The organism is Paenibacillus sp. A3 (genome assembly GCF_001399685.1).
GTDB lineage: Bacteria > Bacillota > Bacilli > Paenibacillales > NBRC-103111 > Paenibacillus_G.
On sequence record NZ_JTHN01000005.1, the window covers coordinates 1 to 14,553 of the forward strand.

15 protein-coding genes are annotated in these 14,553 nt (G+C 51.8%); 13 read left to right on the top strand and 2 right to left on the bottom strand.

Annotation, left to right across the window (positions count from 1 at the left end; all coding sequences use genetic code 11):
* The 9 genes from QJ48_RS36510 to QJ48_RS35250 form a co-directional block, all read left to right on the top strand.
* On the top strand, nt 1–93 hold a 93-nt coding region (locus tag QJ48_RS36510; RefSeq protein ID WP_157261447.1), incomplete at its 5' end, for an FtsW/RodA/SpoVE family cell cycle protein.
* A 128-nt stretch (nt 94–221) separates the two neighbouring features.
* Nucleotides 222–899, top strand: a complete 678-nt coding sequence (locus QJ48_RS00025) for a response regulator transcription factor (protein ID WP_054971622.1) — start codon at nt 222–224, stop codon at nt 897–899.
* A complete protein-coding gene (locus QJ48_RS00030) occupies nt 896–2,719 on the top strand; it encodes a cell wall metabolism sensor histidine kinase WalK (protein ID WP_054971623.1) in 1,824 nt (607 codons plus the stop codon). The genes QJ48_RS00025 and QJ48_RS00030 overlap by 4 nt, the downstream gene beginning before the upstream one ends.
* 118 nt (nt 2,720–2,837) lie before the next feature.
* Nucleotides 2,838–3,629: a polysaccharide deacetylase family protein gene (locus tag QJ48_RS00035; protein WP_054971624.1), complete on the top strand. Its 792-nt coding sequence runs from the start codon at nt 2,838–2,840 to the stop codon at nt 3,627–3,629.
* A 37-nt stretch (nt 3,630–3,666) separates the two neighbouring features.
* Nucleotides 3,667–4,335, top strand: a complete 669-nt coding sequence (locus QJ48_RS00040; protein WP_082420262.1) for a GDSL-type esterase/lipase family protein — start codon at nt 3,667–3,669, stop codon at nt 4,333–4,335.
* A 27-nt stretch (nt 4,336–4,362) separates the two neighbouring features.
* Nucleotides 4,363–5,769, top strand: coding sequence for an MBOAT family protein (locus QJ48_RS00045; protein WP_054971626.1), 1,407 nt, complete (start codon nt 4,363–4,365; stop codon nt 5,767–5,769).
* Nucleotides 5,770–5,786: 17 nt separating this feature from the next.
* Nucleotides 5,787–6,935 (top strand): DHHW family protein, encoded by a 1,149-nt coding sequence (locus QJ48_RS00050; protein WP_054971627.1) that lies wholly within the window; start codon nt 5,787–5,789, stop codon nt 6,933–6,935.
* A gap of 23 nt (nt 6,936–6,958) precedes the next feature.
* The gene (locus QJ48_RS00055) at nt 6,959–7,468 is read left to right on the top strand and encodes a DUF4358 domain-containing protein (RefSeq protein WP_054971628.1); all 510 of its coding nucleotides are present in this window, start codon (nt 6,959–6,961) and stop codon (nt 7,466–7,468) included.
* A gap of 274 nt (nt 7,469–7,742) precedes the next feature.
* On the top strand, nt 7,743–8,930 hold the full coding sequence (locus QJ48_RS35250; protein ID WP_063857982.1) for a 2OG-Fe(II) oxygenase: 1,188 nt from the start codon (nt 7,743–7,745) through the stop codon (nt 8,928–8,930).
* Nucleotides 8,931–9,055: 125 nt separating this feature from the next.
* Here QJ48_RS35250 and QJ48_RS00065 read toward each other — a convergent pair whose 3' ends face one another.
* Together QJ48_RS00065 and QJ48_RS00070 are read right to left on the bottom strand one after the other, a co-directional pair.
* A complete protein-coding gene (locus QJ48_RS00065) occupies nt 9,056–9,559 on the bottom strand; it encodes a fibroblast growth factor (RefSeq protein WP_054971629.1) in 504 nt (167 codons plus the stop codon).
* A gap of 291 nt (nt 9,560–9,850) precedes the next feature.
* Nucleotides 9,851–10,333: a hypothetical protein gene (locus QJ48_RS00070; protein ID WP_054971630.1), complete on the bottom strand. Its 483-nt coding sequence runs from the start codon at nt 10,331–10,333 to the stop codon at nt 9,851–9,853.
* 238 nt (nt 10,334–10,571) lie between these two features.
* On the opposite strand from QJ48_RS00070, the gene QJ48_RS00075 reads away from it, so the two are divergent.
* The 4 genes from QJ48_RS00075 (at nt 10,572) to QJ48_RS00095 (ending at nt 14,541) form a co-directional block, all read left to right on the top strand.
* Nucleotides 10,572–11,186 carry a superoxide dismutase gene (locus QJ48_RS00075; protein ID WP_054971631.1) on the top strand — a complete coding sequence of 205 codons (615 nt, stop codon included), beginning with the start codon at nt 10,572–10,574 and terminating at the stop codon, nt 11,184–11,186.
* A 42-nt stretch (nt 11,187–11,228) separates the two neighbouring features.
* On the top strand, nt 11,229–12,197 hold the full coding sequence (locus tag QJ48_RS00080) for a helix-turn-helix transcriptional regulator (protein ID WP_237762759.1): 969 nt from the start codon (nt 11,229–11,231) through the stop codon (nt 12,195–12,197).
* Nucleotides 12,198–12,432: 235 nt separating this feature from the next.
* The gene (locus tag QJ48_RS00090) at nt 12,433–13,065 is read left to right on the top strand and encodes a hypothetical protein (protein WP_054971634.1); all 633 of its coding nucleotides are present in this window, start codon (nt 12,433–12,435) and stop codon (nt 13,063–13,065) included.
* A gap of 3 nt (nt 13,066–13,068) precedes the next feature.
* Nucleotides 13,069–14,541, top strand: a complete 1,473-nt coding sequence (locus QJ48_RS00095; RefSeq protein ID WP_054971635.1) for a hypothetical protein — start codon at nt 13,069–13,071, stop codon at nt 14,539–14,541.
* Nucleotides 14,542–14,553 lie beyond the last annotated feature (12 nt).

The following is a 14,553-nucleotide window of genomic DNA, read 5'->3' on the forward strand; positions in this document are numbered from 1 at the left end:
TTTATCAGCTACGGAGGAAGCTCGCTGCTCACCAATATGGTTGCGCTCGGTCTTGTTTTAAGCGTTAAAATTCATCAGGGTCCGTTCGAATGAGGCGCTTCTTCACCTGATTTGCACCGGATCTGCATTTTATCTTCACTTTTTCCTATTATTCTTTCTTGAAGCGGAGTCTGGAGGGGAATAGAATGATAGGGACAACGATGGCAATAGGAGAGCAATCGATGCACAGAACGATATTAATTGTAGAAGATGAGCCTATTTTACGGGAAATTATGAAGGATTATTTCATCAACGAAGGCTTTGATGTGCTGGAAGCAGGGGACGGGAAAGAAGCGCTGTCGCTCTTTCAGGAACGCGAAGTGCATTTGATTATTTTGGATATCATGCTGCCGGAGCTGGACGGCTGGTCCGTGTGCATGCGCATCCGTAAGAGTTCGAATGTTCCTATCATTATGCTGACGGCCCGGGTGGACGAGGACGACACGCTGCTCGGATTTGAGCTGGGTGCGGATGACTATGTGGCTAAGCCGTACAGTCCGCCGATTTTATTGGCAAGAGCGAAACGGCTGCTGGACAGCAGGGGAGTTTGCGAGCCTGCAGGCGATAGGTTGGAGAGCAGCGGCATTGCGGTGCATCTTCCCTCCCGCACCGTTACGGTAGACGGGACGAACTGCAATTTGACGCATACCGAGTTCGAAATATTAACGTACTTAATGAAAAATAAAGGGATCGTCATCACGAGAGAGCAGCTTGTTATAAAAATTTGGGGCTATGATTTCGTAGGCGACGACCGTACCGTCAACAGCCACATCCGCAATTTGCGCCACAAATTAGGGGACAAGTCCAAATGCATCGGCACGGTCGTGCGTTCGGGCTATAGATTCGAGGATCACGCATGAAGATCGGCATCGTATCTAAACTGTTTTTGCTGACGACCGCTTTATGCGTGCTTATTCTGACGATCATTTTTGGCGGCCAAGCCTTATTTTTTAAACAATTTTATGTGTATCAAAAAGAGGAGGATGTAAAGACAGCTCTTCAAGCTTATAAACAGGACTACCTGAAAAATGCCGGAGACGCACAGGCCATGGTGAGGCTTGAGCAAGATTTTTATCGAAAGCATGGCACCTGGATCACGGCATTGGACGCCATGGGCAATTTGATATATAAGGACGATTTTTACATGGAGGTCCGCTTGGGACGCTCTACTGAAACACCCGCCCTTTCCGGCAAAACGATGACCATCCCGCTGTACAGTGTCATGAATGTGGAGGATTTCAGTAAAGACATTCCGTTTCTTGAACCATTTATTAAAGAGGGGCGGCCGATTGCTATAGAAGGCATCATGGTGAAAAACCAGTTGTTTCCGCAGCGGATGGGGCCGAATGTATCCAATCTGAGAGAGGAAAACCAACTGGAAAATCAGCAGCTGGTGAAGAAGGAGTATGAAGTCGTCTCCCGGTTCGAGAATGCGAACAAGTATCGTGAAAAGTATCCCACCGATCTTGTCACCGGAACGATTACCAAAGTCGAGACACCGGAAGGGACGGGAATTTCGCGCTATACGAACCATTTGTTTCTGGAACGGGTCAAAGCTTTTCAAGCGGATCTTCTTTACGGAGACTATGATGGCGATTCGAACGCGAATCGGATCATGAATTATGAAGAAAACCATGTGAATTACAAAATATTCGTGGACCGTATCGAAGATCCGGCAGGGAATCCCACATACATTTTCGCGATGACGTCACTGCAGCCTGTAGATGAGGCCGCGGGGGTGATGCAGGATTACTATGTGTACATCATTATCGCCACACTGCTGCTCGTGCTGCTGGCTTCGTTCTATTATTCCCGCGGGATTGCCCGTCCTTTGCTGCGCATCAACCATACGACGAGAAAGATTGCGGACCTGGACTTTTTCGAAAAAATTCCGATCACAACCAAGGATGAGATCGGCGACCTGTCCCGCAATATTAACGAGCTATCCGACCGGCTGCATTCCTACATCGCACAGCTGCAGCAGGATATCGAGAAAGAAAAGCAGCTGGAGCATACGAGGAAAGAATTTATTTCCGGCGTATCGCACGAATTGAAGACGCCGCTTAGCGTGATCCAAAGCTGTCTTTCGATTTTGAGGGACGGGGTGGCAAGCCACAAGAGAGACCACTATTTCGCCGCCATGGAGAACGAAGTGAAGAAGATGGATCTGCTGATCGTCGATATGCTCGATCTGGCAAAATACGAGTCGGGGACGTATAAGATGAAGATGGATTCGTTCGCGATCGATGCCGTCATCGGGCAGGTATGCGAGAAGCTAGCCATCGAAATCGAGCAAAAGCAATTGCAGCTGCACCTCCGGCTGTCCCCGGCTGTCGTGGTTGCCAATCAGCATCGGATCGAACAGGTGGTCGTCAATTTCTTGACCAACGCCATTCGGCATACGCCGGAACGAGAATCCATTTACGTCTCGACCGTCGAAGAGCGCGATACGGTGATGATCCGTATTGAAAATAAAGGGGCGTCCATCCCGGACGAGCATCTGGAAAAAATCTGGGACCGATTTTACCGCGCAGAGCCTTCCCGTCATCGCTCTACGGGAGGAACCGGGCTGGGGCTTGCAATCTGCAAAAAAATATTGGAGCTGCACGGGGTATCTTATGGCGTGACCAATACGGCGAACGGCGTGCTGTTCTTTTTCCATCTGAATAAGAAAGTGTAGAACTTCGGTTCTGCACTTTTTTTGTGTGCTTGCAGCGCTTGCTATTCTTTAACTCATCTGAATGCGATCTGCACTTCATCTTCATCTCTCTCTATTAATCTATCGATAGAGAGAGGAGATGGATGGAGTGGGAAGCAGGAAAAGAGCAAAAAGATGGGGCTTCATACTGGCTGCTGCAGGGCTGCTGTTCTTCGGGCTGTCGGAGTTGCCGGTCCTTCCTGAAAAGGAGGTCCCGAAATCCGACGGAGTCCCTGTGGCTGCGAAAGCGTCAGCAGCGGCTGCCGATGACCGGCAGAAAGGGAAAGTCGTCTACTTAACGTTTGACGACGGACCGAGCGAGTGGACGGGGGAGTTTCTGGACGTCCTGAAGCAGAATAACATTAAGGCGACGTTCTTCATGCAGGGGAGCAATTTAAAACACGCCAATTTGCAGGACCATGTGAAACGAGCCGTGCGGGAAGGGCATTACGTCGGCGCTCACAGCATGACGCACCAATATAAGAAGCTGTATGAAGAGAAGCGATTCGTGCCGGAGATGAAGCAAACGTTGTCGCTCATCCACCAGATTACGGGCGAGAATCCGCATTTGGTGCGCCCGCCGTACGGTTCGGCGCCGGGATTAAACGATAAGCGCCTCCGCGATCAAATTGTGCAAGCGGGAATCAAGGTGTGGGACTGGACTATTGATTCGAACGATTGGAAGCTCAAGGGCCACCCGAGCGAGATCGTCGACAACATCAAGAAGCAGACGAAGGCGGATCTGGAAGTCGTGCTCATGCACGAAAAGCCGCAAACGCTGCAAGTGCTGCAGGAAATCATCGATTTTTATAAGCAAAAGGGCTACAAGTTCGCCGTCTATGACGAAACGAAGCATTTTCACCTGAATTTCATGAAGGATCATCGCTTGTAAATCACAAAGGAAAGTGGGAATCGAAATGGAAAATAAAATGGGAAACAAAATGACAGCAATCGTGTTGGCAGGAGCTATCTCATTAACGTTGGCGGCCTGCGGAAATCAAGAACGGGAGCAGGGCCTGGCCGCTGCGACCCGAGAGAAGGAAGCGGCTGCTGCGACCGCCGAAGCTTCTTCGTATAAATCGATGTTTAGATCAAGCGTCTTTCTCGGGGATTCGATTACGGAAGGGCTGTCGTTCCACGGAGTGCTGGATGACAAAAATGTGATGGGCAAAGCAGGGGCGACCGCGATGTTCGCTTTGGAGGATGTGGGCGACTTGGCCGGACGAAACCCGAAGCATGTTTTCATCCAATTGGGGTCGGACGACCTCTTATGGCCTACGGACAATCCCAAGCAATTTTCGCTGACGAACTATGCGAAGCTGATCGGCAAAATCAAGGAAAAGCTGCCGAAAGCCAAAATCACGATATTATCGGTCACTCCGGTGACGGCGGAGGCGGAGAAGAGCGAGCCCCGCTATAAAAACATTGCGGATTATAATCAAGGCCTGAAGGAACTGGCCGGCAAGGAAAAGGTGGGCTACACCGATGTATCGCCGATTTTTACGGCTCATCCGGACCTGCACGATACGGACGGCATCCATATGAAGGCCGAATATTATACGCAGCTGCTGAAGCTTTTGCAGGATCAAGTGAAATAGGAGCTTCCGGCAAGGAGTGAACGGGCATTGGTATTCAGCAGTCTGATCTTTCTGTTTTTGTTTCTGCCATTGACGCTCTTGGTTTATTATGTGTCGCCTTCCGGACTTCGGAATGCCGTGCTGCTTTGCGTCAGTCTCGTGTTTTATGCCTGGGGAGAGCCCGTCTATATCGTCATCATGGTCTTTTCTACGCTATTCGACTATGCGAACGGGCTGCTGATCGACAAGTACAGAAGCCGCAAAGGTGTCGCCAGAACGATATTCATCGGCTCTATCGCCGTCAATTTGGGGATTCTCGGCTTCTTCAAATATTATGGCTTCCTCGTGGACAATCTCAACCACCTGTTCGGCTTATCGATTCAGGCGGCCGCGCTCCCGCTTCCGGTCGGCATCTCGTTCTATACGTTTCAGACGATGTCTTACGTGGTGGACGTGTATCGGGACAAAATCTCGGCGCAGCGCAACCTGCTGTCGTTCGGCGCCTATATTACGATGTTCCCGCAGCTTGTTGCGGGTCCGATCGTCAAGTACGGCGATATTGCGCATCAGCTCGCGGACCGGAGCGTGACGCTGGACCGGTTCGGCGAAGGAGCGGAGCTGTTCGTCAGAGGGCTTGCCAAAAAAGTGCTTCTGGCCAACAACATCGGGCTGCTGTGGGCAGGGGTGAAAGCGACGCCCGCGGACGAGTTGACCGTGGCTTCCGCCTGGCTCGGCATCATCGCCTTTACGTTTCAAATTTATTTCGATTTCAGCGGCTATTCGGATATGGCTCGCGGTCTCGGCAAAATGCTCGGGTTTGATTTTATGGAAAACTTCAACTATCCGTATATTTCCAGAAGCGTTACGGAATTTTGGCGCAGGTGGCACATTTCGTTAGGCTCCTGGTTTCGGGAGTACGTGTATATTCCGCTTGGCGGTAATCGGATGGGCATGCTGAATCAATTCCGAAATTTGCTGGTCGTATGGTTTTTAACCGGATTATGGCATGGGGCGAGCTGGAATTTCGTCGTCTGGGGCATGTATTTCGGGTTCTTCGTCACGGCCGAAAAGCTGTTTTTGTTAAGATGGCTGCAAAATAAACCCCGCTTTGTCGGGCATGCGTATACACTTGTGATCGTCATGGTCGGCTGGGTGTTTTTCGAGTTCGAGAAGCTATCGGCAGCCACCGCATATATCGGAACGATGCTCGGTTTCGGGGCGCATGGTTTCGCGGACAACCGCACATGGTACGATTTGTCGGCGAATCTCGTCTTGTTGATCGTATTGGTTTTATGCTCGACTCCGTTTCCGAGTAAAGTTTTGTCTTGGCTTACTGAAAGGTTCCAAAAGACAGGCGTTATCGCCGCTCCTGCGGTTTATTTCGTCTTGCTGTTTCTGTCCACGGCATATTTGATCAATGCCACCTACAACCCTTTCCTCTACTTTAGATTTTGAAGAGAGTGATCTTATTTATGCACAAGTACCGTAAACGATCGCAATCGATTATCGCTATGCTGCTCTTGTTATTTCTCGGAGGCGTGCTGATTGTAAATCTGTGCAAGCCAAGCGCACCGTTTTCGGAAGCGGAAAACCGAAGCTTGGAGCAGCTTCCGAAGCTGTCGTTGCACAGCCTCGTTTCGGGAAAATTTACTTCCGGCTTTGAGAAATATATCTCCGATCAATTTATGGCCAGAGATTTCTGGATCGGCGTCAAATCCGATACGGACCAGGCGATGGGGAAGAAGGAGAGCAACGGGGTCTACCTCGGGAAGGACGGCTATTTGATTCAAAAATTTACCCCGCCTGTTGATGGGGATTTGGAAATGAAAGTAAATGCGGTCCATTCGCTAGCTAAGGCAGCGCCCGGACTGCGCACGTTCGTCATGCTCGTACCTATCGCCGCCAGCGTGCTTGCGGATAAGCTTCCGGACTACGCCCCGGCCGGCGAGGAGCTGGCGTATCTCGATCAAGTGAAGCGGTCGCTCCAACGGGATATTCGCTTTGTCGACGTGTATCCCGCGCTTCATGCGCAGCGGGAACGGTCCGTTTACTATAAAACCGATCACCATTGGACGACAAGAGGCGCATTCTACGCTTATCTGGAGCTTAGCAAGCGGATGGGGCTGACCCCGAAGAAGGAAGAGGATTTTACGATCCGCCAAGTGACGGACGAGTTCTACGGTTCGCTGTATTCGAAAAGCGGCTTCAGACATGTCGAGCCCGACCGCATCGAGCTTTATATGCCGAAGGCAGGCGGGAGCTGTACCGTAGAGTACGTCGAAGAGGGGCGAACCTCGGATTCCATGTATGCGATGGACAATCTCGGCAAGAAGGACAAGTACACGGTATTTTTCGACGGCAATCATTCGTTCATCCAAATCACGACGGGCCTTCGCAACGGAACGAAATTGCTGGTGGTCAAGGATTCGTATGCCAACAGCCTCATTCCTTTTCTAACTGGGCATTTCAGCGAAATTTATGTCGTCGATCCGAGATATTACGAGAAGGACTTGAAGGCGCTCATTCAAGAACGTCAAATCCGTGACGTGCTGCTGCTGTATAACGCCAATACGTTTTTTGAAGATCCGTCGTTGCACCAACTGGCTGAGCCGACGGAATGAGCTGATGAGGAGGGGGGAGAACGATGTTAAGATTGTTTGCAGTTGTGAATAGGAAGCGTGTGATCCTGCTCTTGGCGATTACGGTCGTTTTCGCCGCCGTTATGTCAGGATGCTCCGGCAAACAGGAAGGTGTCCGCAACGATGTGACGGCCGGCGAGCTGGGACAACGCCTGAAGCAAGCAGTGAAGCTGGATGAGCTGAAGCAGCGGGACAAGGAGGCGCTCCAGCGGCTGTATCGTCTTGGCGACGACGAAGTCGAGGACTTCGTCCTGTACACGGCCGCGTCGAATGTGAAAGCGGACGAAGTGGCTGTCATTCAAGCGAAGGATGCGGCCCAAGCGGAACGCGTCAAGCAAAACGTATCGAAAAGAATCGATGCGCAGACGGCGAAATTTAAAGACTACCGCCCGGAGGAGTACGGTTTAATCCAAAAGCATGTCTTGAAGAGAGACGGCTGCTTTGTTCTATTCGCGGTCTCGAAGGACGCCGACCGTTTGGAACAAGTATTCGACGATGCTCTTCGTCGGGATTGAGTTCATACCTATACGCTGACCGCTCAAGCCAGCCTGTCTGCTGGTGGTCCGATTATCGATTTCACCGTTACTTATAGGGAAATCGACGTAGTCGTGGAATCTGCTTAACTTATGATCAAGCTTGCCTTTCTGTAGAACATCCTACCGGAAGGCAAGTTTTTTGTTTAGGCTTATGCGCCTTCTCATTCGTCCACACGGTGCGCAGCGTCTTTTAATATGTTAGGAAGGATGATACTTATCCGCATGCATCTTAAACCACTGGAGGAGAGAAAAGGTGAGGGAACCTTCGGTCGTCTTTCATGAAGAGCCGCTTGTGGCAAGCTATGGGCAAGCCGTATCCGGGCCGGAATGCAGGCAGCTGATCGAATTGGCCAGGCATCAGCTGGAGCCCGCCAAGGTAATCGGGGAAAAGGAAGTCGTCGCCTCCGAATTCCGAAAATCGGACTTTGCCTGGTTTCACCATGATTCGCATCCGCTCGTACGGGAAGTGTCTGAAAGGATCGCGGCTCTTGTGGGGCAGCCCCTTCATTACGCGGAAAATCTGCAAATTGCGAGATATGGGGCTGGAGGCAAGTTCGGAGCGCATTTCGATACGTATGATCTGAATACGGTAGCCGGTAAAAAGTTCTACGACGAAGGAGGCCAGCGTCTATATACGGCGCTCCTGTATTTAAATACCGTCGATGCCGGCGGGGAAACATATTTTCCGGAGTTGAATCTGGACATTACGCCTTCCGAAGGCACGTTGATCGTATTCGAAAACTGCAAGAAAGGTACCAACGATCGCCATCCGCTTTCTTTACACGGCTCCCGTGAGCTAAGAGAAGGGGAAAAATGGATCGCGACTTTATGGTTTCGGGAGCGGCCGCAGTACATGCCGCGGCAGACGGTGTCCGATCCGCAAAAGGCTTCTCCGTCCGTTCCAGCGATGCTGCCCCCTGCGAAGGCGGATCGACAAGGGGAAGTCAGGAAGCTGCAAGAGGTTGTTGCCGACCGGAAACAGGAGCAGCCCAGCCCGGCCGAGCCGTCCAAGCTGCAAGCCAAAGTCGTAGCGCTGGGAGGCTCCGGGAAGCGGGAAATTCAAATGCGGGGCTTCCAGGTCACAACGGATGTTCTAGCCGAAGTCGGGGAGCAGTACAACTCGGGACCCGGTCCGGCGGAGATGATGTTCGGCGCGCTGGGCAGCGGACTCGCGCAGATCGCTTTGTCGCTTGCCGCTTCCAGAGGAATAACGCTGCAATATCTGGACGTTGAAGTCACGGGCGAGCTGACCACGGATGACGCGTGGGCTCCCCCGGCCATTCGTAACATTTCTTACAAGCTTAACATTCTGTCCCCGCATTCGACGGACGAGATTCTGAGGCTGCATAAAGCGGTTGAGAGGTCTTGTCCCAGCTTGCATCTATTGACCGATCCGCAGCCGGTTAGCGGAAGCTTCGCTCATATCAAAACAAACGGTTAGCAGTCTGCCGGGAAGCCTAAAGAACCAAATTTTTTTCCGCCGAAAAAGGCGCCAATGCGGTCGTATTCACGACTTCTTGGCGCCTTGCTTTATTTAATCGTCGCCTCTACGGTCAAGGATGCGGCTTATTGCCAGTTTTTCACTTTGAATGTTTCGAATTTGGACGGTACGGCAACGTTAACGACAACTTTTCCGCCGCCGCCGTTAACTGCGCTGACATATTTGCCGTTGCTTAAAGCTTTGGCCTGAATCGCTTTTTCTTGAGGCGTGTTGACGACATAGGTGATGGCAACTTTCTGAGCTGTGCCGATCGTAGCGGCGTTCGCCACTACGGTGCCGTCTGCATTAAAGGAGACAAACTTGCCGTTGGTGCGGGATTTTAAGGCGAAATACTGCGCGTCCACCGGAATCAGATCAAATTTGCCCGCTTGGTCGGCCGAGCTTGCGTTGGCTGTTACACTGCCGTCTCCATTCACTTTAATCCACGATCCATTGGCCGACTGGAAGCTGACGACAGGCGCCGCAGCGGCTTGATCTGCAGACGGAGCTGCGCTTGCGGCGAGCGAGAAGGAAAACGCCATAACGATAGCGAACAGGAAAAGCGGAACTTTTTTCAATAACATTTTCATAGAATAACTCTCCTTTTGATTCTTTTTTATTCGTTTTATTGACTTCTTCGCGCTTAGTGCCGTGCTCTTGGAGTTAAGGGTAATAACCCGTCGTCCTCAGACGATCCTTGCGCGGGAAAATCCGTGCCACCTCATTCACCTCCTTTTGATGTAAATTATTACAATATATGTTATTAAAACTAATGATTAGAACTATGAAATGAAAAAAGATTGCCAACCCTCTGGCACGAAAGGCCGGAGGCGCGGCAATCTTAATGACTTGGAAGCGGGCCACGACCGCGGAGGCGCTCGTCAGATCAGCATGCGAATGCCCGCTACGATGATACACAAGACACCATATACCACAGTCCCTTTCAGAAAAGCAATCAAATGAAAGCGGTAATTTTTATAATCCTTCATGCCTTGTGTTCCCGGAATAACTACAAAATCCGGTGTAATCAAGCAAAAAATAACCCAGTCCAGAACGACCAGATCCACCAGGCTGACGATGGTGAACACGAGAAACGGATGCAGAAAAGTGTGAATGAAGCTGATTTCATCGTAGTACAGCGTCGAGATAAACGGTGCGATGACGAGCAGTGCGGCAAACGGCGTCCCGATCGCTTTGGACAGTTTCGTTTCTTTGGGCGTTTTCGGGGGGACAGAGAGCCGAATGCTTTGGGGATAATCGTTTAACAGCAGCCGCGGGTTATAAACCAGCATTCCCAGAATAACGAAGCAAAAAAATACGGACAGCAGCATTCCTTCGATGAAAATCTGCGCAAAATTCAGCATAAGCGCCTACCTCCTGTGCCACGTGCATGAAGCCCGTCGTTCTGTAGCCATCGTATTACTTGGGGCAACGGATTATTCCTGCGGATTGCAGCATAAGAAAGCCGGGAGAAGAAACGTTTTTTTTTTAAAAAAGTTTCCTCAGGTAAAAATTATTGTCTATATACAAAAATGTTCTTATCGTGTAAACTTGGGAGGTACCAACCATTGGAAAAAGAGATTGCCGAAAGGAGATTGTCGAATGGAACAATTTACTTTGCCGGAGCTGCCTTACGGATATGACGAGCTGGAGCCTTATCTGGATGCCAGGACGATGGAAATTCATCATAGCAAGCATCATGCAACTTATGTAGCGAATTTAAACAAGGCGCTGGAGAGCTATCCGCAGTTTAAAAATGCAACCGTTGAAGAACTGATCGGCAATCTGAACGATGTGCCGGAGGATATTCGGATGGCCGTCCGGAATCACGGGGGCGGGCATTACGGTCATAGCTTGTACTGGTCTATCATGAGTCCTAACGGGGGCGGAGCGCCTTACGGAGATATTGCGAAGGGGATCGAGAAGCATTTCGGCAGCTTCGAGCAGATGAAGGACGAGCTGACGAAAGCGGCAATCAGCCGTTTCGGATCGGGTTGGGGATGGCTTGTTGTCGATGGAGATAAACTGGAAGTGACCAGTACGCCGAATCAGGACACTCCTTTTATGGAGAAGAAAACCCCGATTCTGGTCGTCGATGTGTGGGAGCATGCCTATTATTTGCAGTATCAGAACAAGAGGCCGGACTTCGTGTCTTCCTGGTGGAATGTCGTCAACTGGGAAGAGGTCAACCGCCGATATAACGAAGCGATCCGTTAAATAGCGGTCTTGGCCGGGGCAGGAATGGACAGGGAGGTCCGCATGATGAAGCTGCAAGTACATTCCAAAGGCCTGGGAGACATCTTCGAGGCGATATCCGACCTCGCCCGTTCGTCATACGAACAAGAGCCGTCCCAGCAAGCGTATTCGGTGCCCGCTGCAAAAGGCATGGTCAATTTGCGGCGGATTCGCTTGAGAGAAGGCATGGAGCTCAACTGGTTCGATGCGAGCTTTCAAGAGCCTGTCACCCTGGATGTCGGAGTCGATTATCCGCATTTGGAGATCGCTTATACGCTGTCCGGCCAAGGCTGCTGGGAAGCCGACGGTAACGCCGGAAGCTACGGCTTATCTCCGGGCCTCTCCACGTTCGTCTATATCGAGGATAAGAAGATGCATACGGAGCTGATGCCCAAAGACGATTTCTTGCATATGGAGCTTCGCATCGATCCCCGGCATTTTGGAGAAACGCTGCTTCCCGAGCTTTCCCGCTTGTCGGATAACCGGTTCTACTGCAGACAAATCGCCGGCGCACCGCAGACTTCGCTCATCGTGGAGCAAATGAGCAAGTGCCCGTATAGCGGAGCGCTTCGCAACCTTTATCTGGAGGGGAAAGCGTTCGAGCTGCTGGCCTTTCATCTGGACTCGGCGACAGAGGGGACGGCGAGGCATCAGGGGGAATCGAAGCTGAAGGCGGACGATATCCGGTGCCTGTACTTGGCCAAGGACATTTTGTCCCGCACGTGGAGAGAGCCTCCCGGTCTGCTTCAGCTCGCGCGAATGGCCGGTCTCAACGATTACAAGCTTAAGCTCGGCTTCAAAGAGCTGTTCGGCACGACGGTATTCGGCTATGTGCGCGCACTGCGGATGAATGAAGCGCGCAGCCTGCTGGAGCAGGGAAAAGTCAATGTCAGCGAAGCGGCAGGGATGGTCGGGTACCATAATTTAAGTCATTTCTCGCAGCTGTTCCGCAAAACGTTCGGCTACAACCCGAGCGAGATCCGCAAATCTTAAGACCTGCGTAACAAGCAGCCAGCCTCTATGGAGGTTGAGCTGCTTGTTTGTTTTGGCTGCCGTCTGCGGGCTCAAAATTGTGAGTATTAACACACTTATGGAAAAATTACTAAAAATATCTAAAAATCTCAATCGTTCTGTCCGATATACAATGAAAAGTGTAATCTGGAATGAATTTGCAGAAAAATCAAAGATTCCGCGGATCATGGTGACGGAACGAAAGGCAGGATGAACGATGGAGCATATGGACGAGCAGTGGCTGCAGCTGATAGGCAAGCAGGAGCAGGAAGAACGGCAGAAGGCGCTGAAGTCGGCATTGGAGGCTGACAATGTCAGCCGGGCGATTCAAGCGGGGGAGCTTGTGCTGGGCGACGAGACGATCACGTTTTCCAGAACGGAAGTGATGCCCGGACAGGTGTACATGTTTGTACCGGATTCCTTCGAGCCTATGCCGGAGGATTACGCCAGGATCAAATATCCGGCCGACCGCCGGCCGAAGCTGATCTATACCGACCCGACGCTGGAGATTAACCTGACGGTCAATCCGACGGCCAACCGGATGGTGAACGACGAGATGGACACGTTCGTCAAGGATCTCAGCTTCATGATCCGGCGGATGCAGCCGAATGCCAAATGGATCGGCGAAGGCGTCCGCGAGGCCGGCGGCCGCAAGATGGGCTTTTACGAATTTTCCGTGCCGGTGCTGGACGGGGTCATGTATAACGGCATCTTTTTCATTGAACTGGATGGAAAAGGCGTCTTTTTTGGCTTGAACTGCATGGAGAAATATACGGAGCAATGGCGCCCGATTGCCCACGGCATTATGGACGCCTTGCAAATCAATCCGAAGCGGGAAGGAGAGGAATAAAGGGTGGCAGAACGGTCATATGCGACTTATCAGGATCTGGAAGTTACGCCTTTTACGTTCGAATCGATCCAGGAGCTGGCGATCGTCAAGCAAATTAACGAGCATGCCACGCTTCGCTTGACCGGCATCGTCCCGGAAGAGCTGAAAACCAGCTACATGGAGATGAACCATGCCCGGACGAATATCGCCGTTACCCAAAAGACCGAGCAGGGCGGAAAAGTCCACCTGTTTCAAGGCATGATTATGAACATGCAAATCCATCAGGTGCGGGACATTTACCAGCTGGAGCTGGAAGCCGTATCGCTGTCGTACCAGTTCGATGTGACGCGCAAGGACCGCACGTTTCAGGACGCGGGAATGGCCTACTCGCAGCTGGTGGATCAGGTCGTGCAGGACTATGACGGCGCGGATGTGATGGATGCGGCCTCGAACGGCGCAGCGATCGGCCGAGTCGTTCTGCAGTACCGGGAGACGGACTGGGAATTGCTGAAACGGTTAGCTTCCCATTTCCACACCGGGCTGGTGCCTGCGGTCGCATTCGACACCCCCAGAGTCCATTTCGGCGTTCCGGACCTCGGCTTCAAAGGGGAAGTGAACGCTTATCATTACCGGGTGCACAAACGGATGGAGCTGTACCAGCAATCGGTGCAAGGGCTGATTCCGGAATTAAGCGAGAGCGATTGCATCTTTTATGAAGTGGAAACCGACCAAGTGTTCGAGATTGGCATGGAAGTGACGTTTGACCGGCAGCGGCTCGTCGTCTACGAGGTCCGGGTGAGCATGCTCGACGGACTTTTGAAATATAAGTACCTGTTAACTACGCGTCCGGGTCTAAGCGTGCGGAAGCAGTACAACATGGCCATCGTCGGGGCGTCGCTGCAAGGGAAAGTAATTGCGGTGACCAAAGACAAAATCAAAGCGCATTTAAACATCGATCCGGCGCAGGACGTAGGCAAAGCGTTCTGGTTCCCTTACTCGACGATCTATGCTTCCGAGGACAATGCCGGCTGGTATTGCATGCCCGAAAACGGGGACGATGTGCGCATTTATTTTCCAACGCACAAGGAAGAGGACGCGATTGCGGTCAGCTCCGTGCCGAAGCCCGAGGCGGGCGCCGCAGGCGGCGGTGGAGCGGTAGGAGGCGGAGCGTCGGGGGCGTCCGGCGGTGGCGGAAGCGATCCGATGGAAGACCCGAGCATCAAAACGATCAAGACCAAGAACGGCAAAATGATCGTGCTGGCCCCCGACCACATTCTCATCACAGGCGACGGCGTGTCGATCACGCTCAGCGATGCGGACGGCATCTCGATTGTCAGCAGCAAAAACGTGACGGTGAAAGCGACCGAAGAAGTGACGATGACCTCGAAAAAAATAACGATTTCCGCTCAGGAAAAAATCGAGTTAACCTGCAAGGCCAGCTCCGTCGTGCTGGAAGACCGCGTCGATGTGAAAGGCACCCAGGTTCACAACAACTAACGAAGCGCACGG